Genomic DNA, 22,930 nt, shown 5'->3' with positions numbered 1-22,930 from the left:
CTGATTGGGCCCGCGTGTCCGCGGGAAAGGCGCACAAATGACACAACCCATCGAAGACTACGCAATCATCGGCGACCTGATGACCAGCGGGCTCGTCGGCCGCGACGGGTCCATCGACTGGCTGTGCCTGCCGCGCTTCGACTCGGCGGCCTGTTTCGCCGCCCTCCTCGGCGACCGGGAGAACGGCCACTGGCGCATCGCCCCCGCCGCAGCCGCCGACGGCGAGCCCTGCACCCGGCGCGCCTACGTGGACGGCACCCTCGTCCTGGAGACCTACTGGGACACCCCGGACGGCGGCTCGATCAAGGTCGTCGACTTCATGCCGCAACGCGACAAGGCCCCCGACGTCATGCGCATCGTCGAGGGCCTGTCCGGCGAGGTCACCGTCCGCAGCACCCTGCGGCTGCGCTTCGACTACGGGCACGTCGTGCCCTGGGTCCGCCGCTGCGACGGCCACCGCGTCGCCGTCGCCGGACCCGACTCCGCCTGGTTCCGCAGCGAACCGCCCGTGCGCACCTGGGGCGAGGAGAACAGCACCCGCTCCGAGTTCACCGTCGCCGCCGGCGAGCGCGTCGCCTTCGTCCTCACCTGGCACCCCTCGCACGAACCGCGCCCCGAGCCCGTGGACCCGTACACGGCCCTGGAGCAGAGCCTCGCCGACTGGCGCGACTGGGCCGCCCAGTGCCGCTACGAGGGCCCCTACAAGGAGGCGGTCACCCGCTCCCTGATCACCCTCAAGGCCCTGACGTACGCACCCACCGGCGGCATCGCCGCGGCCGCCACCACCTCCCTGCCCGAGGAGATCGGCGGCATCCGCAACTGGGACTACCGCTACTGCTGGCTGCGCGACTCCACCCTCACCCTCGGCTCCCTCCTCGCGACCGGCTTCCTCGACGAGGCCCGCGCCTGGCGCGAATGGCTGCTGCGCGCCGTCGCCGGGGACCCCGCCGACCTGCAGATCATGTACGGGATCGGCGGCGAGCGGCGGATCCCCGAGGCCGAACTGCCGTGGCTGAGCGGCTACGCCTACTCCGCGCCCGTCCGGATCGGCAACGCCGCCGTGAACCAGCTCCAGCTCGACGTGTACGGCGAGGTGCTCGACTCACTGCACCTGGCCAGGACGGCAGGCCTGCCCGCCGAGCGGCACAGCTGGCGGATCCAGCTCGCCCTGCTGGACTTCCTGGAGCACAACTGGCGCCGGCCCGACGAGGGCCTGTGGGAGGTCCGCGGACCGCGCCGGCACTTCGTGCACTCCAAGGTGATGGCCTGGGTGGCCGCCGACCGGGCCGTGCGCACCCTGGAGGCCGACCCCTCCGAGCACGGCGACGTCGAGCGCTGGCGGTCCATGCGGGAGGCCGTCCACCGCGACGTGTGCGAGAACGGCTACGACCCCGTGCGCAACACCTTCACCCAGGCCTACGGCTCACAGGAGCTGGACGCGGCCACCCTGCTCATCCCCAGGGTCGGCTTCCTGCCGCCCCACGACCCCCGCGTGGTCGGCACGGTCGACGCCGTCCGCGCCGAGCTCGGCAGCAGCGGCCTGGTGCGCCGCTACAGCACCGAAGGCGCCTCGGTGGACGGGCTGCCCGGATCCGAGGGCGCCTTCCTGGCCTGCTCCTTCTGGCTCGCCGACGCCCTGCACATGACCGGCCGCGAGAAGGAGGCCCGGGAGCTGTTCGAACGGCTGCTGGAGGTGAGCAACGACGTCGGGCTCCTCTCCGAGGAGTACGACCCGGCCACCCGCCGCCAACTGGGCAACTTCCCCCAGGCGTTCAGCCACGTCGGCCTGGTGAACACCGCACTCACCCTCGGCCTGGGCAGCGGCCCGGCGACCGCCGCCGCACGCTGAACGGCGGGGCCGGCCGCCGGCGCTCCCGCCGACGGCCGGCCCCGCCGACCGGTTGTTCCCGAAGGTCCTGCTACGCCGGGGCGCCCTCGCCGACGGCGATCCCGGGGACGGCTGCCGTTCCGGCGCCGACCTCGGCCGGAGCCCCGGCGGTCTTGGCCGCTTCGACGGCCTCGTCAGCCTCGTCCTCGGGCACGCTGACCAGCCAGCGGGAGTCCTGCCGCGGCCGCAGGTACAGCGCCCAGTAGAGCGTCGCCACGGCGGTGATCCCGCCGGTCCACAGCAGGTACTGGGTCTCCTGCTGCGTCAGGATGTACGCGAGGACGGCGATCAGCGCGATCGGCACGGCCGGCCACAGCGGCATCCGCCACGCGGCCACCTGGCGGTGCGCCCCGCGCCGGGCGAACAGCGCGGCCACCGCGACGAGCAGGTACATGCCCGTCACCGAGACGCCGGTGACGCCGTACAGCGTGTCGAGGTTGACGAAGCACAGCGCCGCACCCGGGACGCCGACCACCAGGGTGGCCACCCACGGCGAGCCGAACCGGCCCAGCTTGGCCAGCGCGTTGTTGACCGGCTCGGGCCAGGCCTTGTCGCGGGCGGAGGCGAACAGCACGCGCGAGTTCTGGATCACCATGACGATGCCGGCGTTGATGATGGCCAGCGCGACGCACAGGCTGACGAAGGTGCCCACGGCCGAGTTCGACCAGGCGGTCACCATCCCGCTGAGGTCGCCCTCGGCCAGCGCGCCCAGGTCCGGGGCGCCCACGGTGATGGCGATCACCGGGACCAGGATGACGGCGGTGGAGATGGCGAGCGTGGCCAGGACCGTGCGGGCCACGTTGCGGCGCGGGTTCTCCAGCTCCTCCGACAGGTACACGGCGGTGGAGAAGCCCTGGGTGATGAACAGGGCGATCGCGAGGCCGGAGACGACCATCATCGCGGTCACGGGCGAGGACGCACCGCTCTCGCCCGCGGCGACGCCGTGCACCAGCGCGTCCGCGCCCCGCTCGCCGTGCGCGAAGCCGAGGACGGCGACCAGAGCGGCGGCGACGACCTCCAGCACCAGGAAGATGCCGGTGATCCAGGCGTTGGCCCGCAGGTCCAGCAGGCCGGCCAGGGTGGCCAGCAGCATCACGCCGCCGCCCGCGACCGGAGCCGGTATGTGGACGATCGGCGCGAGGTAGTCGGCCGTGCCCATGGCGATCACGGGCGGCACGATCATCACCACGAGCAGGGAGAGTACGAACACCAGCCAGCCGGCGAGCCGGCCCGCCAGCGTCGAGACCATCGCGTACTCGCCGCCGGCGCTGGGGATCAGCGTGCCGAGCTCCGAGTAGCAGAACGCCACACCGATGCAGAGCAGCGAGCCGATGGCGATCGTGAGGGCGGTCCACGTACCCAGGTCCGCGAACAGGTCGGGCACGACCACGAACAGGGTGGACGCGGGCGTCACGCACGAGAGCGTCAGCAGGGTCCCGCCGACGACGCCGATGGAACGCTTGAGCTTCTGGGGGGTGGGGCCGGTGGCCGGCGCGAGGGCCTGCGGGGCGCTGATCGTTTCAGTCATCGGTACGGGGTTCCGATCGGCAGATGCGGTGAACTGAGAGACGGGAGCGGTATCGCCTCCGGGGCGGTGGTGAGCAGAGATGTTCGGAGGCTCCCGGGCCGACATGGAATCCCTGAGGGATTCCGCAGGTCAAGAGTTCACCTCCTGCGGATTCCATCGTTCCGGGTGGTGTCCGGGGCCCTTCGCCGACGTTAAGACCGCGTAAATGCTGCACAGTCTCCCCGTACGGGAACCGCAGCGCGGCGCGTGCAAATTTTCTTCCGCTTTGCCGATGCGTGGCCGCCGCGACACCGCAGCGGACGAAGACGATCACCGCCGGGCGGAGAAGGTCACCGCCGGACGCCTGCCGCAGACGCCACCCGGCCGGTCACCGCCGCCCCGGCGCCGTCGGACGGGACGCCAGCAGCAGCGCCATGTCGTCCGGCCGGTCCGCGCTCCCGCCCACCTCGCGGACCAGCCGGTCGGCCGTCTCCGCCAGCGGCGACGGCCGGGCCGCCGCCAGCGCCGCGCGCAGCCGCTCCACGCCGAGGTCGATGTCCAGGCCCGGCACCTCCACCAGCCCGTCCGTGTACAGCGCCAGCACCGCGCCCGGCGCCAGCTGCAGCCGCGTCACCGGGTACACCGCCTCCGCGTCCACCCCGAGGACCACCCCGCCCGGCAGGTCCAGCACCTCCGCCCGCCCGTCCGGATGGCGCAGCAGCGGCTGCGGATGCCCCGCCCGCACCGCCTGCGCAGCGCCCGACACCGGGTCGAGCACCACGTAGCAGCAACTGGCGAACTGCCCCGGATCCAGATCGATCAGCAGCCGGTTCGTCCCCGACACCACCTGCTCCGGGGCGTTCCCGCTCAGCGCGAAGGCCCGTACGGCGCTGCGCAGCTGGCCCATCGTCGCCGCGGCCGCCACCCCGTGGCCCTGCACGTCCCCGATCACGAGCGCCAGGCAGCCCGCGCCCGTCTCGACCACGTCGTACCAGTCGCCGCCCACGTCCAGGCCCGTCGTGCCCGGCAGGTACCGCCCCACCGTCTCCACGTGCTCGCGCACCGGCAGCCGGTGCGGCAGCAACGCCGACTGCAGCCCGCGCGCCAGCGCCGCCTCCGAGTCGTAGCGCTGGGCCCGCTCCAGGGCCTGCGCGATCAGCCCGGCCAGCGCCGTCAGCACCGTGCGCTCCTCCGGGGAGAACCCGCGCGGCGTGTCGAAGCCGAGGATGCACGAGCCCACCGGCCGGCCCGACGCGATCAGCGGCAGGAACGCCCGCGCCCCGACGTGCGCGTCCAGCGGGATCCCCGGATACGCGGCCGCCAGGTGCTCCATCGACTCGAAGAAGATCGGCCGGCCCGTGGTCAGCGTCTCCACACCCGGCAGCCGCGCGTCCAGCCCCACCCCGTCGAACCGGTTCAGGAACCCCTGCGGGAACCCCGTCTCCCACGCCAGGTGCAGGTGCCGCTCGTTGAGCAGGTAGATCGCCAGCTGGCGGCCGCCGAACGCCGGCAGCAGCTCCTGCGTGACCACCGCCGACACCTGCCGGGCCGTGACCGCCTCCGTCAGCGCGATCGCCAGCGCCACCGGCCGGTACAGCGCCGACGCCCGGTCCGCCGGAGAATCCAGGCCCGTCGGCGAAACCCGCGCCCTCGGCGACCCCTGGACCCCCGGTGCGCCCGGTGCGCCCGGTGCGCCCAGTGCGCCCGGTGCGCCCGGGCCCGTCACCGAGCCCGCGCCCGCCCCAGGCCGGCCCGCGGCATCGGGCCCGTACGCCGGCCGGTCGCCCGCACCGATCAGCACCGTCACCCCGTCCGGACCGGGATACAGCTCCACCGCCACCCACTCCGCGTGCGGCGGGCGGCCCCGCCGCACCGGGAAGACCACCGGGTCCCCCGCGATGAACACCGCGCGCAAGTGGTCCTCGTACGCCGGCTGCCCCAGCCACGGCAGCGCCTCCCACAGCACCCGGCCCCGCAGGTCCGGCCCGCCCAGGCCCAGCCGGGCCGCCGCCCCGTTCACGTAGCGGATCCTGCCCGCGCGGTCCACCGACAGCACCGCCTGCGGCAGCCGCTCCACCGCCTCGCGCGCCCCCTGCGCCCGCCCCGCCGGAGCCACCGGCACCGGATCGCCGCTCCACACCACCGGGTCCCCGGCCGCGACCAGCGCCCCCAGCTCCCCGGCCAGCCCCTCCGCGGCCGCCCGCAGCCGCCCCCGGTCCGCGGCACCCACCGCGGTCCCCGGCGTCGCGGGCCGCATCACCCACAGCACCCCGAACCGCTCCGGCCCGGCGGACACCGGCTCGTACAGCGACCCGAACGGGAACGGCAGCCCCGCCATCAGCTGCGGGAACCGCCGCATCGCCGACTCCGCGTCCGGCAGGTGCACCGACTGCCCGCTGCGGTACGCCTCCGCGACCGGGTACGGGCGGTTCACGTGCATCCGCCACCACGGGCGGAACAGCCGCGCCGGCAGACCGGTCACCACCGCCATCAGCAGCAGCCCCTCCGTGCCCGAGCGCAGGTAGACCCCGCCCGCGAACCCGCCCAGGGCCTGCACCGCATCCACCGTCGCCCGTACGAGCACCCGGGCCGTGGCATCGCCGGCAGGGCCGCGCTCCGGTCTCGCCGTCACACAGTCAGCATGCCCCCGCCCCACCCGGCGCTGCATCCCAGCGCCGGGCCTTGTCCCGGTAGCCCGCCACCACCGCGACCGCAGCCAGCAGCAGCACCCCGGCCACCACGCGCAGCGCGAAGTCCATCGCACCGGTGAACGCGGCCACCTGCCCCGGATCGTGCGGATCCCCGTGGAACCGCGAGGCCAGCACCGTTCCGACCACCGCCACGCCCAGCGCGGCCCCGATCTCGCGGGCCGCCGTGTTCAGCCCCGAGCCGAGCCCGGCCTGGTGTGCGGGGAGCTCCGCCACCACGGTCATCGTCAAGGACGGCGCGCACAGGCCCGTTCCGACGGACAGCAGCAGCAGGTGGCAGGCGTACACCGGGTACAGGGTCCCCGCGTCGGCCGTCGACACCAGCAGCAGCCCGGCGCCGAGCAGCCCCAGCCCGGCCCCCACCGGCAGCCGAGGCCCGAACCGGTCCTGCAGGCGGGCACCCAGCCGCGGCACCAGCGCCATGCCCACCGTCAGCGGGACGATCGCCAGGCCGGTGCCTGCGGGGGAGAAGTCCCTGCCTGTCCCGGCGGGTCGTCGGCAGCGTCGGCTCCTTCCCCGCCTCCCAGTTCGTCCTGCGCGACAGCGACCTCGTCGGCCTCGTCCACACCCAGGCCGCGTCACTCGCCGCCGCGCTCGGACTGGAGACCTTCGAGCTCCCGTTCGACCTGCCCACGCTGCCCTTCGGCATGGCCTGGCACCCGCGCCACGACGCCGACCCGGCCCACGCCTGGCTGCGCGCCTGCGTCCGCGAACTCCTCCCGGAGCGGCGGGCCACCGCGGATCACGAGGAACCCGTACGCCCGGGGAGCCCGTATGCCCCGGGCCGCCCGGTCCCGCCGAACACCCCGGACGCCGTACGCGCTGACCCGAACGCCTCCCCGTCCGGGGGACGCACCCGCGCCCGCGCGGACCCCGGCCGTGCCCCGGGGCACCTTACGCAGGCGTCCACCCGGCCACGGAAGGCAGAGCATGCGGTTCCAGTACGACACCATCGGCGAACGCTTCGTGGAGTCGATGAGCACGGCCGCCTTCTCGGCCGCCGACACCCACACCCTGCTCGGGGCGCTGGAAGCCCTCGGCGGGGTACGCGGACTCGACACCCTCGACCTGGCCTGCGGACACGGCCACAACACCCGGCTGCTCGCCCGCGGCGGAGCCCGGCGCGCCGTCGGCGTGGACATCTCCGAGAAGATGATCCGCCTGGCCCGCGCCGAAGCCGGCGGCGAGCACCACGGCCGCATCCAGTACGTGGTCGCCGACGCGGCCGAACTGCCCCGCATGGCCCCGTTCGACCTGGCCACCGCCGTCTACCTGTTCAACTACGCGCCCGACCGGACCGCCCTGCACGCCATGTTCCGCTCCGTCCGCGCCAACCTGCGCGACGGCGGCCGCCTGCTGGCCATCGTCCCCAACCCCGGCGCCTTCCCGCACGTCGACTGGTCGCCGTACGGCGTCCGGATCGTCGACCGCGTCCCGGAAGGCGACGTACCGCTGCTCAAGGCGCAGTTCCTCACCGAGCCCTCGGTCGACTTCGAGTTCCGCGAATGGGCGCACGCCGACTTCGCCGAGGCCGCCGTGGAGGCGGGCTTCAGCACCATCGGCTGGCAGCCCAGCCGCACCCCGCCCGCCGACGAGGCACGCGACGAGGCCTACTGGACCGCCTACCGGGCCTGTCCCGTCAGCTCGCTCATGACGTGCACGGCCTGACCCGCCCCGGTCCCGCGGCCGCCGTCACTCCTCGGCCGCCGCGGACCGGATCAGCTCCACGATCCGCTCCCGTGCCGCCCGCCCCTCCGGGACCGGCAGCAGCGGGTACACGTGCGGCAGCCCCGGCTCCTCGTGGAACTCCACCTGCGCACCGGCACCCCGGGCCCGCCGCAGCAGCTCGTGGCTGTCCGTGCTCAGCACGTCCCGGGTGCCGGTGAACACCGTCATCGGCGCGAGACCCCGGAACGAGCCGTGCAGCGGGCTCACCCGCGGGTCGTCCGGCGCCAGCGTCCCCGCGTACAGCCGGCCCGCCTCCAGCAGCCCCGGCCGCGCCAGCACCGGGTCGGCCGCCTCCAGCGCCGCCTGGTCGGGATGGCTCATGGTCAGGTCCACCCACGGGGAGATCAGCACGATCCGGGACGGCTGGGCACCCGTACGGTCGCGCAGCCGCTGCGCGGCGGCCAGCGCCAGTCCGGCCCCCGCCGAATCCCCTATGAGCACCGTCCCGCCCGCCCCGCCGCCCTCGATCAGGCCGCTCAGCAGGTCCGCAGCCACCGGAACCGTCCGGTCCGCGGTGCCCCGCGGCGCCAGGATGTACGCCGGCACCACCACGCGGGCCTGGGCCTGCGTCACCAGCGTCCGGATCATCGCCCAGTGCGGCCGGACCAGCTCGTGGATGTACCCGCCGCCGTGTACGTACAGCACCTGCGCCGCCGGTTCGGCCCCCCGCGGGCACACGTCGTACACCGGCCACGCCCCGACGAAGGTGCGCGAGATGTCCGCGACCCGGCCCAGCGACCGCGGCGGCAGGTGCGACGCCGGCCGGCGCGCCGACTCCGCCACCCTGGCACGCACCGCCTCGGCACTCGCGAACCGTCTTCGCCGCCCCGCCGCCATCAGCGCGACCGACAGCGCTCTGCTGCGCAGACTCGGCACGCCCCACACCTCCCCATTCCCTGCCCCGACCACGGCCTCTTGCGCAGGCCACGGCCCTTCACGTGAGGAGCATAGGCGTGAAGCTGGGCTGTCGACCCGCTTAAGAAATCCTCGATGGACTGATCACCACCGCTCTCGGCAGATTGGTCACTGTCGATACGCCGCACCCGTCACTTCGGTCGCGGCGCCCCCTGCACATGCCTGGAGCCACCCCATGAAGGCACTCGTCAAGCACAAAGCCGAACCCGGGCTGTGGCTCATGGACGTCCCCGAGCCGGAGTACGGCGCCGGCGATGTGCTGATCAAGGTGCTCCGCACCGGCATCTGCGGCACCGACCTGCACATCCGCTCCTGGGACGGCTGGGCGCAGGGCGCCGTCAAGACCCCGCTCGTGCTGGGTCACGAGTTCGTCGGCGAGGTGGCCGCTGTCGGCGCCGACGTCCGCGACATCGAGATCGGCGCCCTGGTCAGCGGCGAGGGCCACCTCGTCTGCGGCAAGTGCCGCAACTGCCTGGCCGGCCGCCGCCACCTGTGCCGCAGCACCGTCGGCCTCGGTGTCGGGCGCGACGGCGCCTTCGCCGAGTACGTCGTGCTGCCCGCGCAGAACGTGTGGGTGCACCGCACCGCCGTCGACCTGGACGTCGCGGCGATCTTCGACCCGTTCGGCAACGCGGTCCACACCGCGCTGTCGTTCCCGCTGGTCGGCGAGGACGTGCTGATCACCGGCGCCGGCCCGATCGGCATCATGGCCGCGGCCGTCGCCAAGCACGCCGGTGCGCGCAACGTCGTCATCACCGACGTCAGCCCCGAGCGCCTCGAGATCGCCCGCAAGGCGGGCGCCACGCTGGCCCTGGACGTGTCGCAGAAGACGATCGCCGACGCGCAGGCGCAGCTGGGGCTGCGCGAGGGCTTCGACATCGGCCTGGAGATGTCCGGCCGCGCCGAGGCGATGCGCGACATGATCGACAACATGACGCACGGCGGCAAGATCGCCATGCTCGGCCTGCCCGCCCAGGAGTTCCCGGTGGACTGGGCGAAGATCGTCACCTCGATGATCACGATCAAGGGCATCTACGGCCGCGAGATGTTCGAGACCTGGTACGCGATGACGGTGCTGCTGGAGGGCGGGCTCGACCTCAGCCCCGTCATCACCGGCCGCTACTCGCACCGCGACTTCGAGGCCGCCTTCGACGAGGCGGCGACGGCCCGCAGCGGCAAGATCATCCTGGACTGGACGGCCTGACCGGGGCCGGCCCGGTCCGATACGGGCCGACTGGCCGATAGTCCGGTACGGGCCGACCGGTCCGGTACGCCGACTGGTCCGGTACGGGCCGACTGGTCCGGTACGCCGACTGGTCCGGTACGGGCCGACTCCGGTCCGGCATCGGCCGTCCGGCCCGATGTGGACCATCCGGTCCGCCACAGACCATCTCCCTCGGCCGGGCCTCGCAAACCCTCCCCCCTCCGCGGGGCCCGGCCCCCTTCTCTTCCCTTTCCCTCCCTCCCTCGATCTCCCTCCGCCGCACGAGGAGAAAGCGAGCACCGCACCATGTTCGAGACCGTCCGCGAAGACCTTCGCGCCACCCTCGACGAGATCCGCTCCGCGGGCCTGCACAAGCCCGAGCGCGTCATCGGCACCCCGCAGAGCGCCGCCGTCGCCGTCACCGCCGGCGGCACCCCCGGTGAGGTCCTCAACTTCTGCGCCAACAACTACCTCGGCCTCGCCGACCACCCGGAGGTCGTCGCCGCCGCCAAGGACGCCCTCGACCGCTGGGGCTACGGCATGGCGTCCGTCCGCTTCATCTGCGGAACCCAGGAGGTGCACAAGGAGCTCGAGGCGCGCCTGTCCGCGTTCCTCGGCCAGGAGGACACGATCCTCTACTCCTCCTGCTTCGACGCCAACGGCGGCGTCTTCGAGACCCTCCTCGGCGCCGAGGACGCGGTCATCTCCGACGCCCTCAACCACGCCTCCATCATCGACGGCATCCGCCTCTCCAAGGCCCGCCGCTTCCGCTACGCCAACCGCGACATGGCCGAGCTGGAGGCCCGCCTGAAGGAGGCCACCGAGGGCGGCGCCCGCCGCAAGCTGATCGTCACCGACGGCGTCTTCTCCATGGACGGCTACGTCGCCCCCCTCACGCAGATCTGCGACCTCGCCGACCGCTACGACGCCATGGTCATGGTCGACGACTCCCACGCCGTCGGCTTCGTCGGCCCCGGCGGCCGCGGCACCCCCGAGCTGCACGGCGTCATGGACCGCGTCGACATCATCACCGGCACCCTCGGCAAGGCCCTCGGCGGCGCCTCCGGCGGCTACGTCGCCGCCCGCACCGAGATCGTCGAGCTGCTGCGCCAGCGCTCGCGCCCGTACCTCTTCTCGAACTCCCTCGCCCCGGTCATCGCCGCCGCCTCCCTGAAGGTCCTCGACCTGCTGGAGTCCGCCGGCGACCTGCGCGAGCGCCTCGCGGACAACACGAAGCTCTTCCGCACCAAGATGACCGAGGCCGGCTTCGAGATCCTGCCCGGCGACCACGCCATCGCGCCCGTCATGATCGGTGACGCGGCCGAGGCGGCCCGCATGGCGGAGCTCCTGCTGGAGCGCGGCGTGTACGTGATCGGGTTCTCGTACCCCGTCGTCCCCATGGGCCAGGCGCGCATCCGCGTGCAGCTCTCCGCTGCCCACTCGACCGCGGACGTCGAACGCGCCGTCGCCGCGTTCATCGACGCCCGCGCGGCTCTCGGTGCTGCTCAGGGCTGACATCATGGAGGGGTGATCGACCCCCGCCGGCTGCGCATCCTGCGGGCCGTGGCGGACCACCGTACGGTGACCGCCGCGGCCGCCGCCCTGTACCTCACCCCCTCCGCCGTCTCCCAGCAGCTCGCGGCCCTGGAGCAGGAGACGGGGCACGCGCTGCTGACCCGCAGCGGCCGGGGCGTACGGCTGACCGCGGCCGGCGAGATCCTGCTCGGGCACGCCCACGAGGTCCTGGCCCAGCTGGAACGCGCCGAAGCCGAACTCGCCGCCTACGCGGGAGGCTCCGCCGGCGAGGTCACGGTCGCCGCCTTCGCCACGGGCATCGCCGAGGTCCTCGCCCCGGCCATCACCCGCCTCGCCCACGAGCACCCCGGCATCCGGCTCCGCGTGCGGGACGCGGAGGGCGACGAGAGCCTGCCGCTGCTGCTCGACGGCGAAGCCGACCTCGCCCTCGCCGTCGAGTACCGCGGCGCCCCCGGCGCCGACGACGGCCGCCTGTCCGTCATCCCGCTGTACGCCGAGCCCTTCGACGCGGTGCTCCCGTCGGGGCACGCGCTGGCCGACCTGCCCGAGGTGGCCCTGGCCGATCTGTCGGACGCGGACTGGGTGGGCCAGTACCCCGGGAACCCGTGCCACGACGTGACGCTGACCGCCTGCGAGCTGGCGGGCTTCCAGCCGCGCTTCGTGCACTCCTCCGACGACTTCCGGGCCGTCACGGCCCTGGTCGGCGCGGGCGCCGGGGTGGCCCTGGTCCCACGCTCGGCCCTGCGCGGCATGGACCTCAAGGAGGTCCAGGTCCGCCCGGTCTCGGGCCCGGCGGCAACCCGCCGCGTCTTCGCCGCGACCCGACGCGGCGCGGAGACCCACCCCCTGATCGCGCCGGTCCTGGCGGCGCTGCAACGGGAGGCGGGGAGACTGCCGGCGCACTGAGGTGTCCTCCTGCGCACTGAGGGGGTCCTGGGGGCGGGGGAGGCCCTGCGGGCGGGGGAGGCTCTGCGGGCGGGGGAGGTTTCCGGACGGTGGCCGACTAGTCGGGCGAGCCCGGTACGGGCGGGGTCACGGTGGGGCGGGGTCGGGGAGTGTCCGGGGGCGTCCCGGCCGCCCATTGTCCTTTCGGTTCGCGCCGGCTCGTCAAGGGCGCTCCTGCGTCGCGTCGCTTCGCGATCGCCTTCGGCGACCCTTGACAAGCCGACACGAACCGAAATGCCAAAGAGCTGCCGGGAAGCCCCCGAAGGATGGCCAGGGGGAATGATTCAGCAATAGCCCTCGTCAGAGAGGGCGGATCCGGGTCCCGATGTGCAGAATCCCTCCTCCCGGCGCCGCCACCCCTGCCCGGCACCGGGCATCCGGGCAGCCGAGCCCCCAGGACCCGAAAGATGGCCCTCTCCGCAGCCGAGCGGCCCCAACCTGCACCAGACATCAGCGAAACGGCTGCCAGGAGCGGGGAGCGCCCCAAATCGCTACGCGCTCCTCTCTCCTCGGCGTCCGGCGGCCGTCTTGGGCTGGTAGCGCACCAGATCGCTACGTAGTACCGCATTCCTTAGCGTCCGGCGGCCGTCTGTGGCTGGTAGACGCGACAGATCGCTACGTGGCGCGTCTCGGCGTCCGACGACCGTCTGTGGCTCGTAGACGCGGCAGTTCGACGTGTTGCTGGCGCCAGCTCACCGAACTCGGTGCCGACCTGGGCGGGTCATGGGCGGAGGAGGGCGTGATACTCAACCGGTGAACTCGATCTACCGCAGCACGACCGGCAGGGAACTCGTCCGGCGTTGGTGCTTCGAGCAGCTCGACGCGTGGCTGGTACCGCACGAACGGACGACGGTGCACGCCAACGGCGCGCAGACGCACGTGGTCCGCGCCGGAGATGGTGCCACGACAGTCGTGTTCGTGCCGGGCACGAACTTCAACGCCGCCGTCTCCCTACCGCTCGCCACGTCCCTGGTGGCGGGCGGTCACCGGGTGCTGCTGGTCGACGTCCCGGGCCAGCCGGGGCTCAGCTCCGGCGAACCGGCTCCCTCCGGTGGGCGGTTGTCCTGGTACGGGGAGTGGCTGAGCGAGGTGATCGAGAAGACGACGTCCGAACCGGTAGTGGTGATGGGCCATTCCTTCGGTGCCGCTGTAGCCCTGTCCGCCGACTCACCCAGGATCAGCCGACTGGTCCTCGTCTCGCCTGGTGGCCTGACCGGGCTCAGGCTGACGCCCGCGGTGCTGGCCGCGTCGGCAGCCTGGTTCCTCCGACCCGCACCGACGAACAGCGCTCGCCTTTTGCGCGCCATGCTCGCCCCGGGCCATCAGCCGCGCGAGGACTTGGTGACCTGGATGACGCTGGTCGCCCGGCACTCGCGCTCCAGCGGAGCGCCCGGCACCGCGGTCCTGCCTGCACGGCCGGTCCCTCGTGTGGTCGTCACAGGCGAGCACGACGTCTTCCTTCCGCCCAGGCGCCTTCTCACGGCAGTGCGCGGCAAGCTGGGCGCCGAACTGGGTGTGATATCCGACGCCGGACACCTGGTCGTCGAGGAACGTCCCCACTACCTGGCTACCTTGCTGGACACCCCCACACCTACGTGAGGTCCCTCGACCGACGCCCGCACACCCGGCACACGGGCTCCTTCCACGGCCGTCGGCCGCCGATGACCGTCCGTATGTAGCGATCTGTTGCGTCTACCAGCCACAGACGGCCGTCTGACGCCGAGACGTGCGGGACCACGTAGCGATCTGCTGCGCTACCAGCCGCAGACGGCCGTCGGACGCTGAGAAAAGAGGAGGGCGTAGCGATCTGGGGCGTTTCCCCACTCCTGGCAGCAATTTTCTCGATGTCTGGTGCAGGTTGGAGCCCCTCGGCTCCGGACATGCGTCTCTTGGGAGCTTTGGGGCTCGGCTTCCCGGATGCCCGGCATCCGGCAGGGGTGGTCGTGCCGGGAGGGAAGGATTCTGCACATCGGGACCCGGAGCGCCCTCTCTGACGGGAGTGGAGGCTGGACTTGACCCCTGGCCATCCTTCGGGGGCTTCCCGGCAGCTCTTTGGCATTTCGGTTCGTGGCGGCTTGTCAAGGGTCGCCGAAGGCGATCGCGAAGCGACGCGACGCAGGAGCGCCCTTGACGAGCCGGCGCGAACCGAAAGGACAATGGGCGGCCGGGACGCCCCCGGACACTCCCCGACCCCGCCCCTCGGCTCCCGCCCAACCCCAACCCCAACCCCAACCCCCGCCCCCAGCCCCCAACCCCCTAAACCCGAACCACCCCCACCCCCGCCGCCTCGAACTCCGCTGCCAGGGCCGGGGTCAGGCCCGTGTCCGTGACCAGGGTGTGGACCGATTCGGTCGGGCAGATGCGGGCGAAGGCGCGGGCGCCGAGTTTGGTGGAGTCGGCCGCGATGACCACGCGGCGCGCGCGGTCGCACAGGAGGCGGTTCATCGCGGCCTCGTCCTCGTGCCGGGTGGCGGCGCCGTCGGCCGGGTCGAAGGCGTCGACGCCGACGATCGCGGTGTCCACGGTGAGCTGCCCCAGCACCTGCTGGGCCAGCGGGCCGGTCAGCTCGTACGACTGCGCGCGCGCCACCCCGCCCGTCAGTACGATCTTGAACTGCGGTCTGATGACCAGCTCTCCCGCGATGTTGAGGGCGTTGGTCACCACCGTCAGCGCCGGCGAGCCCGTCGCCAGGTCCGGGCGGCCGGCCAGGGCCCGGGCCACCTCCGTGGTCGTGGTGCCGCCGGTCAGGCCGATCACCTCGCCCGGCGTTACCAGGGCCGCCACCGCCTCGCTGATGCGGTGTTTCTCGGCGGCCCGCCGCGACGTGCGGTAGCGCAGCGGGAGTTCGTACGACACCCCGTGCACGACCGCCCCGCCCCGGGTGCGGACCAGCAGCTGCTGCTCCGCCAGCTGGTCGAGGTCGCGGCGGATGGTGGCGGCGGACACGCCGAGGGCCTCCGCCGCCGGTTCGACCTCCAGCTCACCCCGCTCCACCAGCAGATCGAGCAGTGTCTGCCAGCGCTCCTTGCGGGTCATGGCGCCCACGGCGTTCTCCCCCTCACTCGGATGCCCATCCCCTTGTCGCTCTCTTCTTCTTTCTCTTCCCGCCGTCGTCCCCCGACACTAGCCCAGACGCTCCGCCCCGAAATGCTTGAAGTTGCGCGAAAGCACCCGCTAACTTGCAGAAAAGCGCACCAGTCTGGCTAGGGAGCCGCCATGAGCCACGTCGCGTACGAGTTGGGCACACAGCCGGAGTGCTGGGAGCGGGCCGTCGAACTGGCCCCGGCGCGGCGGGCGGTGCTGCCGCGGCCGGGGGAGCGTACCGCGATCGTCGGATGCGGGACCTCGTACTACATGGCCCAGGCGGCCGCGGCCCTCCGCGAGGAGGCCGGGCAGGGCGAGACGGACGCGTTCCCCGCCTCCGAGTTCCCCCTGCACCGCCGCTACGACCGCGTCGTCGCCCTGACCCGCTCCGGCACGACCACCGAGGTGCTGGACCTGCTGGCCGGGCTGCGGGACGCGGGCGTGCCGACGACCGCGGTCGTCGGGGATCCGGCGACCCCGGTGATGTCGCTGGCCGACGAGCTCGTCGTCCTCGACTTCGCCGACGAGCAGTCCGTCGTGCAGACCCGCTTCGCCACCACCGCCCTGACCCTGCTGCGCGCCCACGTCGGACAACAGCCCGCCATCACCGCGGCCCTCACCGCCGCCGTCGCCGACGCCCGGGCGGCCCTGGCGCAGCCGCTGCCCGAACAGGCCGTCAGCAGCGGCCAGTTCACGTTCCTTGGCCGCGGCTGGAGCGTGGGGCTCGCGCACGAGGCGGCGCTGAAGATGCGCGAGGCCTCGCTGTCCTGGGCCGAGTCGTACCCGGCGATGGAGTACCGGCACGGGCCGATCAGCATCACCGGGCCGGGCACCGTCACCTGGTGCCTCGGGGAGGCCCCCGAAGGTCTCGCCGAGCAGGTGCACGCCGCCGGCGGGCAGTGGGTGGCCGGCCGGCTCGACCCGCTCGCCGAGCTGGTACGGGTACACCGTCTGGCCCTCGCCGTCGCCGCCCACCAGGAGCTGGACCCGGACCGGCCGCGGAACCTGACCCGTTCGGTGATCCTCGCCGCCGGCGAGGAGGCGGTCCGATGACGCTCGCATCCGCCGGTGCGCTCGTACGGGAGGCGGCCGCCGAAGGCCGGGCCGTCGCCGCCTTCAACATCATCACCCTGGAGCACGCCGAGGCCGTCGTCGCGGGCGCGGAGCAGACCGGTCTGCCGGTCATCCTGCAACTCAGCGAGAACGCGGTGAAGTTCCGTGACGGCGCGCTGCTGCCCATCTCGCGTGCCGCCGCCGCCTGCGCGGAGGCCGCTGCCGTTCCGGTCGGCCTCCACCTGGACCACGTCAAGAGCCCCGAGCTGCTCCGGCAGGCCGTGGACGCCGGGTTCGGCTCGGTGATGTACGACGCCGCGCAGCTCCCGTACGCGGAGAACCTGGAGGCCACGCGCTCGGCGGCCGACTGGGCGCATGCCAACGGCCTTTGGATCGAAGCGGAGTTGGGTGAGGTGGGCGGCAAGAACGGCGCCGCGCCCCTGGACCCGCACGCGCCGGGCGCCCGTACGGATCCGGACGAGGCGCGCCGCTTCGTCACCGACTCCGGGGTCGATGCGCTGGCCGTCGCGATCGGCAGCAGCCACGCCATGACCAGCCGCACGGCGTCCCTGGACCACGCGCTGCTGGCCCGGTTGGCCAAGACGGTGGAGGTTCCGCTGGTGCTGCACGGCTCCTCGGGGCTGCCGGACGCGGAGCTCGCTGCGGCGGTGGCCGGCGGCATCCGCAAGGTCAACATCGGGACGGCGCTGAACCTGGCCATGACCGAGGCCATCCGCGCGCACCTCACCCCGGCGGACCCGCGCCCGTACCTGAAGGCGGCCCGTACGGCGATGGCGGCGACGGCCGCGGCGATGATCGGAGCCCTGACGCGCTGAAGCCGTGACCCGGAGCGCGGGGGAGGCCGTCCGCCCCGCCCCGCCCCGGTCCGTCAGGCGTCCGGTGATGCAGCACCCTTCCGGATTGTTGGAACACGTTCTACTGTGCCCTGCGCCAGTCGCGTACCACGATCCACGATCCACGATCCGCCGCGAGATCCCGGAGGGGCCGTGCACCTCGAATACACGTCTGAGCAGCGGCAGTTGCGCGCCGAGCTGCGTGCCTACTTCGCCGAGCTGGTACCGCAGGACGTCTACGCCCGCTACGAGGACCCGGCCGCCCAGAAGCGCTTCTACCGGGAGACCATCCGCCGGCTCGGGACCGACGGCTGGCTCGGGGTCGGCTGGCCCGAGGAGTACGGCGGGCGCGGCATGTCGGCGATGGACCAGTTCATCTTCTTCGACGAGGCCGCGCAGGCCGTCGTACCGCTGCCGCTGATGGCGCTGAACACCGTCGGGCCCACGCTCATGCAGTTCGGCACCGACGAGCAGAAGGCGTACTTCCTGCCCCGGATCCTCTCCGGCGAGATCGACTTCGCCATCGGCTACAGCGAGCCCGATGCCGGCACCGACCTCGCCGCGCTCAAGTGCAAGGCCGTCCGCGAGGGCGACGAGGAGACCGGCACGTACGTCGTCAACGGGCAGAAGATCTGGACCACCAACGGCGACACCGCCGACTGGGTGTGGCTCGCCGTCCGTACCGACCCCGAGGCGCCCGCGCACAAGGGCATCACCATGCTCCTGGTGCCGACCTCCGACCCCGGCTACTCGTGCACCCTCATCAACACCCTGGCCTCCCACGACACCACGGCCAGCTACTACGAGAACATCCGCGTCCCCGCGAGCCGCCGCGTCGGGCAGGAGAACAAGGGCTGGCGGCTGATCACCAACCAGCTCAACCACGAGCGCGTCACCCTCGCCGCCCACGGCACCATGGCCATCCGGGCGCTGCACGACGTCCGGCGCTGGGCGGCCGGGACCAAGCTCGCCGACGGCCGCCGCGTGATCGACCTGTCGTGGGTCCGCGGCCGCCTCGCCCGCACCCACGCCCGGCTCGACGCGATGAAGCTGCTCAACTGGCAGATGGTGGGGGCCGTCGAGGACGGCACCCTCACCCCGCAGGACGCCTCCGCCGTGAAGGTGTACGGCTCGGAGGCGCGGCGCGACGCGTACGCCTGGCTGATGGAGGTCGTCGCGGCCGCGGGCCCCCTGAAGGACGGCTCCGCCGGCGCGGTCCTCCACGGCGAGCTCGAACGCGGTTACCGCAGCGCCGTCATCTTCACCTTCGGCGGCGGCAACAACGAGATCCAGCGCGAGATCATCTCGTGGATCGGCCTCGGAATGCCCCGAGTCCGCCGCTGATTGTGCGGTCGTTCGCGCTGGCATCTCGCGGGTCGTTGTGTCATGCGGTTGTGGAGGGCTCCAGTCGGCAGCGGACGTCGACGATGCCTTCCACGGAGTGGGTGAGGCGTTCGGCCACGGGGATCAGGTTGCTGTCCCTGACCTGTCCGGTGAGTGTGGCGATTCCTTGGGACACCGTGACCTTGACGGCTTCGTGGGAGAGCGGGAACAGGCGCTCGACCACGCTCTGGCGGATCTCGGCGGTCAGGTCCTCGTCCGTGCGGAGGAAGACCTTCAGGAGGTCGGCGCGGCTGACGATGCCCTTGAGGGTGCCGTCGGCGTCGACGACCGGGAGGCGCTTGATGCGGCGGTCGGCCATCAGCCGGGCGGCCCGGGGGAGGGTGGCGTCGGGGCGGATCGTGACCGCGGGGGTGGTCATGAGGTCCTCGGCGCGGGTGGAGCCGGCCTTGGCGGTGTCGCCGAGGCGGCGCATCTGCTCGATCAGGCCGGGACGGTGCTCGTGGAACTCCTCCTTGGGCATGAGGTCGGCTTCCGAGACCACGCCCACCACGCGGCCTTCGCCTTCGATGACGGGGAGGGCGGTCACCTTCCACCGCTCCATCGCGGCGGCGATGTCCTTGAACCCGGTGGTGGGGGTGACGGCGATGACCTTGGTGGTCATGACGTCGGCGACGGTGTACGGGGTGGAGGTCATGGCAGGGTCCTCAGCGTGCGTGGGCGAGCGGGGTTCCGCTGCCGTGAGGGGCGGACAGGTCGAGGAGCCGGGTGCGGGCGGAGTCGAGCCGGTCGGCGATGACCGCGGCCACGGCGGTGGAGACGGACCGGCCGACAGCCGAGTCCTCCGCAATCGATGATCCGGAACTTCTCGGCCCGCTGGCGCTCCTTGGAGATGCGGGGGCCTATCCCTTCCCCCTCACAGTGCGCCGGGGCCCGTCCCGGCCGGGAGGGCCGCGCGGTGCATACCGCAGGGACCGAACGGCCCAGCTCAGCGGACCAGTACGGCCTCAACTTGCTGCCCGTGACCGTCCGCACGCCGCCGAGGGAGGTCAAGAGGGCCGGACGGGCTGACGCGGGCGACGGGGCTGACTGGGAGATGGCAGCAGCCCTCCTCCCTTTCCGGACGGATGCCTGCCTTCACCGTTCCACCGGAGCTGCCCGGTGAGAGGGAGCCGACCGGTCCCCGGTAGGGGCCGACCGGCCCAAGCGCGGCGGACGGGGGCGGGCGCAGCCTGACGTTGCCCCTCCCGCACCGCTCCAAGAGAGAAGGCCGGACGATGAAGGCACTCGTCTTCCACGGGCCCGGACAGACCGGCTGGCAGGACGTGCCGGACCCCTCGATCAAGGACGCCGCCGACGCGATCGTACGAGTCGACGCCGTCACCATCTGCGGCACCGACCTGCACATCATCAAGGGCGACGTCCCCGAGGTGGAGCCTGGCCGGATCCTCGGCCACGAGGCCGTCGGCACAGTCGTCGAGACGGGCGGTGACGTCCGCACCGTCCGCCCCGGTGACCGCGTCCTGATCTCCTGCATCTCGGCCTGCGGCCGCTGCCGCTACTGCCGCGAGGCGCACTACGGCCAGTGCCGCGGAGGCGGCGGCTGGGTCCTGGGCCACCTCATCGACGGCACCCAGGCCGAGTACGTCCGCGTCCCCTTCGCGGACCTCTCCGTGCACCCGCTGACCAGCGCGCTCGCGAGCCACGAGGCGGTCCTGCTCGCGGACATCTTCCCGACCTCGTACGAGGTGGGTGTCCTCAACGGCAACGTCCGCCCGGGCGACACGGTGGTCGTGGTCGGCGCCGGCCCCATCGGTCTGGCCGCCATCGCCACGGCAGGGCTCTACAGCCCCGGTCGGATCATCGCAGTCGACCTCGCCGCTTCCCGGCTGGAAGCTGCCCGCGGCCTTGGTGCCGACGCCACCGTAGAGGCCCAGGAGGAGCCCGAGCGGCTGGTCGAGGACCTGACCGACGGGCTCGGCGCCGATGTGGTGATCGAGGCCGTCGGCGTGCCAGAGGCGTTCGAGATGTGCACCCGCATGGTCCGCCCCGGTGGCCGGGTCGCGAACATCGGTGTCCACGGCAAGCCTGCCGTCCTCCACCTCGAAGACCTGTGGATCAAGGACGTCACCATCACCACCGGCCTTGTCGACACCCACTCGACCCCCATGCTGCTGCGGATGATGGCCGCCGGACGGCTCCCCGGTGCCGCGATGGTCACCCACCGCTTCGAGCTCGACCAGATGGAAGAGGCGTACGACGTCTTCTCCCGCGCTGGTGACACCGGTGCCCTGAAGGTCGTGCTCGGCGGACCGCAGCACGACACGGTCGCCGTGCCAACTGCATTGCCCACCTCGAGGAGCACGCGGCGGCACCGGCCGTCGGCACCCTCGTCCGGGTCGCCGACGCCCTCGGCGCCACCGTGGACGACCTGACCGGCGCCGGCGCCGACCGTTCAAGTACCCGGTCGCGGATACCCGGTTCCCCTGCTGCCCTTGGCTGGCTGTCGGTCCGTCACGCGGTGGCGGGACGGACCGCTTCGAGGTCGTCGATGGTTCCGGACATGATGGTGCGCACGTGCTGCGTCAGGTGCTCCATGGGCCAGTTCCACCAGGCCACGGCCAGCAGGCGGGCAATGTCCGGTTCTGGGTAGCGGGTGCGGATGAGGCGGGCCGGGTTGCCGGCGACGATGCCGTAGTCCGGGACGTCTTCGGCGACGACGGCGCCGGCGGCGACGATCGCGCCGTGGCCGATGCGGACGCCCGGCATGACCGTGGCCCCGTGGCCGAACCAGACGTCGTGGCCGACGACGGTGTCTCCGCGGCCGGGCAGGCCGGTGATCAGGTCGAAGTGATCGGCCCAGGACCCGCCCATGATCGGGAACGGGAAGGTGGAGGGGCCGTCCATGCGGTGGTTGGCGCCGTTCATGATGAACCGGACGCCGGTGCCCAGTGCGCAGAACCTGCCGATGATCAGTTTCTCCGGCCCGTAGTGATAGAGCACGTTCCGGGTCTCGAAGGCGGTCGCATCGTCGGGGTCGTCGTAGTACGAGTAGTCGCCGACCTCGATCAACGGCGATTTGACGAGGGGCTTGAGGAGCACCACACGCGGCTGTTCGGGCATGGGATGCAGCGCGGACGGATCGGGGACGTCGGGAATCACGCCGGACCACTCCAGATGACGTACGGACCACAACGGACAGCCCGTCCATGATCCCAGGTTCGTGTGTTCGACCGCGATGGCGATGCGGGTTGCCCATCGCCACAGGCCCTACACGGCGCCCTTCAGATCGGCTTGGTCTCGGCGCAGGTGAGTCTGCTGTCCACATCCACGACCCCGTCCACGCTCTGGCAGAGCCGCACGACGACAGGGAGCAGTTCGGGCCGCGGCACGGTGCCGCTGAGCGTCACCAAGCCGTCCTTGACGTCGACGGTGATCGCCGAGGGAGCGATGCGGAGTGTGTGGGTGAGCACGTCCTCGAGGATCTCCTCCTGGATGGCGCGGTCGGAACGGAGGAACAGCTGGATGAGGTCGCTGCGGCTGAGTACGCCGATCACGCGGCCGCCGGCATCGATGACGGGCAGTCGTTTCACCTGGTGCCGCTTCATGATCCGGGCGGCGCGGACGACGCTCCATTCGGGGCGTGCGGTGACGGCGGGGCTTGTCATCAGCTGCCCGGCGGTCGCCACGCCATCGGCGGATCGCCGGTGCAGGAGGTCGGCTTCCGAAACGACGCCGACCGGGCGCCCGGTGTCGTCCACCACGGGCACGGCGGTGATGTCGAACTCCTTGAGGAGCCGGGCGATCTCCTTGAACGACGTGCCGCGCTGGACTGTGACGGCGGTGGGCGTCATCAGATCCGCGACGCTGCGGTGCCCCATGACGGGTTTCCCTTCAAGCAGGCACGGAGACGGTGAAGTCTGCCTTCACATCCACGACGCCCGGCACGGTGCGCGCGCCGCGCACGACCACGTCCTCCGGCGCGGGCTCCGGCAGCGATCCGTTCAGGTAGACGATGCCATTGGCGACGTGTACGTGCACCTCGGCGGAGCGTGCGGGATGAGCTGGCACACGATCAGCTCACGGATGACCTCACCCGCAGTGGGTGGTGGGTCCCGCCCCGGGACCCCAAGGGCCGGCCGGTCCGGGCGGTGCCGTGCCGCGCCG

Annotated in this window: 18 protein-coding genes and 2 pseudogenes; 11 read left to right on the top strand and 9 right to left on the bottom strand. The window is 72.6% G+C overall.

Features of this window, described 5'->3' with window-relative positions; all coding sequences use genetic code 11:
- The first annotated feature begins 37 nt into the window (after positions 1–37).
- The gene (locus AB0F11_RS04545; protein ID WP_362168335.1) at positions 38–1,849 is read left to right on the top strand and encodes a glycoside hydrolase family 15 protein; all 1,812 of its coding nucleotides are present in this window, start codon (positions 38–40) and stop codon (positions 1,847–1,849) included.
- 70 nt (positions 1,850–1,919) lie between these two features.
- On the opposite strand, the gene AB0F11_RS04540 is transcribed toward AB0F11_RS04545, so the two are convergent.
- The 3 genes and pseudogenes from AB0F11_RS04540 to AB0F11_RS04530 all read right to left on the bottom strand — a co-directional run.
- Positions 1,920–3,416 (bottom strand): APC family permease, encoded by a 1,497-nt coding sequence (locus AB0F11_RS04540; protein WP_362168333.1) that lies wholly within the window; start codon positions 3,414–3,416, stop codon positions 1,920–1,922.
- A 367-nt stretch (positions 3,417–3,783) separates the two neighbouring features.
- Complete coding sequence (locus AB0F11_RS04535) at positions 3,784–6,063, bottom strand: SpoIIE family protein phosphatase (RefSeq protein ID WP_362168332.1); 2,280 nt, start codon at positions 6,061–6,063, stop codon at positions 3,784–3,786.
- Positions 6,032–6,565 (bottom strand): annotated as a pseudogene (locus AB0F11_RS04530) (MFS transporter); the annotation flags it as partial. The gene AB0F11_RS04535 and the pseudogene AB0F11_RS04530, both read right to left, overlap by 32 nt.
- Positions 6,566–6,582: 17 nt before the next feature.
- On the opposite strand from AB0F11_RS04530, the pseudogene AB0F11_RS04525 reads away from it, so the two are divergent.
- A pseudogene (locus AB0F11_RS04525) lies at positions 6,583–6,822 on the top strand (LysR family transcriptional regulator); the annotation flags it as partial.
- Between the two features lie 211 nt (positions 6,823–7,033).
- Positions 7,034–7,771 carry a class I SAM-dependent methyltransferase gene (locus AB0F11_RS04520; RefSeq protein ID WP_362168329.1) on the top strand — a complete coding sequence of 246 codons (738 nt, stop codon included), beginning with the start codon at positions 7,034–7,036 and terminating at the stop codon, positions 7,769–7,771.
- A 24-nt stretch (positions 7,772–7,795) separates the two neighbouring features.
- Here AB0F11_RS04520 and AB0F11_RS04515 read toward each other — a convergent pair whose 3' ends face one another.
- Positions 7,796–8,707, bottom strand: a complete 912-nt coding sequence (locus AB0F11_RS04515) for an alpha/beta hydrolase (RefSeq protein WP_362168327.1) — start codon at positions 8,705–8,707, stop codon at positions 7,796–7,798.
- A 214-nt stretch (positions 8,708–8,921) separates the two neighbouring features.
- On the opposite strand from AB0F11_RS04515, the gene tdh reads away from it, so the two are divergent.
- The 4 genes from tdh (at position 8,922) to AB0F11_RS04495 (ending at position 14,030) form a co-directional block, all read left to right on the top strand.
- On the top strand, positions 8,922–9,950 hold the full coding sequence (tdh, locus tag AB0F11_RS04510) for an L-threonine 3-dehydrogenase (RefSeq protein WP_362168325.1): 1,029 nt from the start codon (positions 8,922–8,924) through the stop codon (positions 9,948–9,950).
- Positions 9,951–10,256: 306 nt separating this feature from the next.
- The gene (locus AB0F11_RS04505) at positions 10,257–11,465 is read left to right on the top strand and encodes a glycine C-acetyltransferase (RefSeq protein ID WP_362168322.1); all 1,209 of its coding nucleotides are present in this window, start codon (positions 10,257–10,259) and stop codon (positions 11,463–11,465) included.
- Positions 11,466–11,477: 12 nt separating this feature from the next.
- Entirely contained in the window at positions 11,478–12,392 is a 915-nt protein-coding gene (locus AB0F11_RS04500) for a LysR substrate-binding domain-containing protein (RefSeq protein ID WP_362168321.1), read from the top strand.
- 792 nt (positions 12,393–13,184) lie between these two features.
- Entirely contained in the window at positions 13,185–14,030 is an 846-nt protein-coding gene (locus tag AB0F11_RS04495) for an alpha/beta hydrolase (protein WP_362168318.1), read from the top strand.
- Positions 14,031–14,687: 657 nt separating this feature from the next.
- On the opposite strand, the gene AB0F11_RS04490 is transcribed toward AB0F11_RS04495, so the two are convergent.
- Positions 14,688–15,467, bottom strand: coding sequence for a DeoR/GlpR family DNA-binding transcription regulator (locus AB0F11_RS04490; RefSeq protein ID WP_362168607.1), 780 nt, complete (start codon positions 15,465–15,467; stop codon positions 14,688–14,690).
- A gap of 180 nt (positions 15,468–15,647) precedes the next feature.
- Here AB0F11_RS04490 and AB0F11_RS04485 point away from each other — a divergent pair, with 180 nt between their 5' ends.
- From AB0F11_RS04485 to AB0F11_RS04475, 3 genes are all read left to right on the top strand, one after another.
- Entirely contained in the window at positions 15,648–16,568 is a 921-nt protein-coding gene (locus tag AB0F11_RS04485) for an SIS domain-containing protein (protein ID WP_362168316.1), read from the top strand.
- Entirely contained in the window at positions 16,565–17,404 is an 840-nt protein-coding gene (locus AB0F11_RS04480; RefSeq protein ID WP_362168314.1) for a class II fructose-bisphosphate aldolase, read from the top strand. The genes AB0F11_RS04485 and AB0F11_RS04480 overlap by 4 nt, the downstream gene beginning before the upstream one ends.
- Positions 17,405–17,575: 171 nt before the next feature.
- Positions 17,576–18,766, top strand: a complete 1,191-nt coding sequence (locus AB0F11_RS04475) for an acyl-CoA dehydrogenase family protein (RefSeq protein ID WP_362168312.1) — start codon at positions 17,576–17,578, stop codon at positions 18,764–18,766.
- Positions 18,767–18,806: 40 nt separating this feature from the next.
- On the opposite strand, the gene AB0F11_RS04470 is transcribed toward AB0F11_RS04475, so the two are convergent.
- Positions 18,807–19,460, bottom strand: a complete 654-nt coding sequence (locus AB0F11_RS04470; protein ID WP_362168310.1) for a CBS domain-containing protein — start codon at positions 19,458–19,460, stop codon at positions 18,807–18,809.
- A gap of 580 nt (positions 19,461–20,040) precedes the next feature.
- Here AB0F11_RS04470 and AB0F11_RS04465 point away from each other — a divergent pair.
- Entirely contained in the window at positions 20,041–21,198 is a 1,158-nt protein-coding gene (locus tag AB0F11_RS04465) for a zinc-dependent alcohol dehydrogenase family protein (protein ID WP_362168308.1), read from the top strand.
- 79 nt (positions 21,199–21,277) lie between these two features.
- Here the strand turns inward: AB0F11_RS04465 and AB0F11_RS04460 are convergent, their stop codons facing one another.
- From AB0F11_RS04460 to AB0F11_RS04450, 3 genes are all read right to left on the bottom strand, one after another.
- Positions 21,278–21,922, bottom strand: coding sequence for a CatB-related O-acetyltransferase (locus AB0F11_RS04460; protein ID WP_362168605.1), 645 nt, complete (start codon positions 21,920–21,922; stop codon positions 21,278–21,280).
- Positions 21,923–22,047: 125 nt separating this feature from the next.
- Positions 22,048–22,644 carry a CBS domain-containing protein gene (locus AB0F11_RS04455; RefSeq protein WP_362168305.1) on the bottom strand — a complete coding sequence of 199 codons (597 nt, stop codon included), beginning with the start codon at positions 22,642–22,644 and terminating at the stop codon, positions 22,048–22,050.
- A gap of 13 nt (positions 22,645–22,657) precedes the next feature.
- Entirely contained in the window at positions 22,658–22,834 is a 177-nt protein-coding gene (locus tag AB0F11_RS04450) for a BON domain-containing protein (protein WP_362168303.1), read from the bottom strand.
- Positions 22,835–22,930 lie beyond the last annotated feature (96 nt).

The sequence above is a fragment of the Streptomyces sp. NPDC032472 genome, from assembly GCF_040636955.1.
In the GTDB taxonomy this organism is placed as follows: domain Bacteria; phylum Actinomycetota; class Actinomycetes; order Streptomycetales; family Streptomycetaceae; genus Streptomyces.
This window is presented reverse-complemented; position numbering and strand designations above follow the sequence as displayed.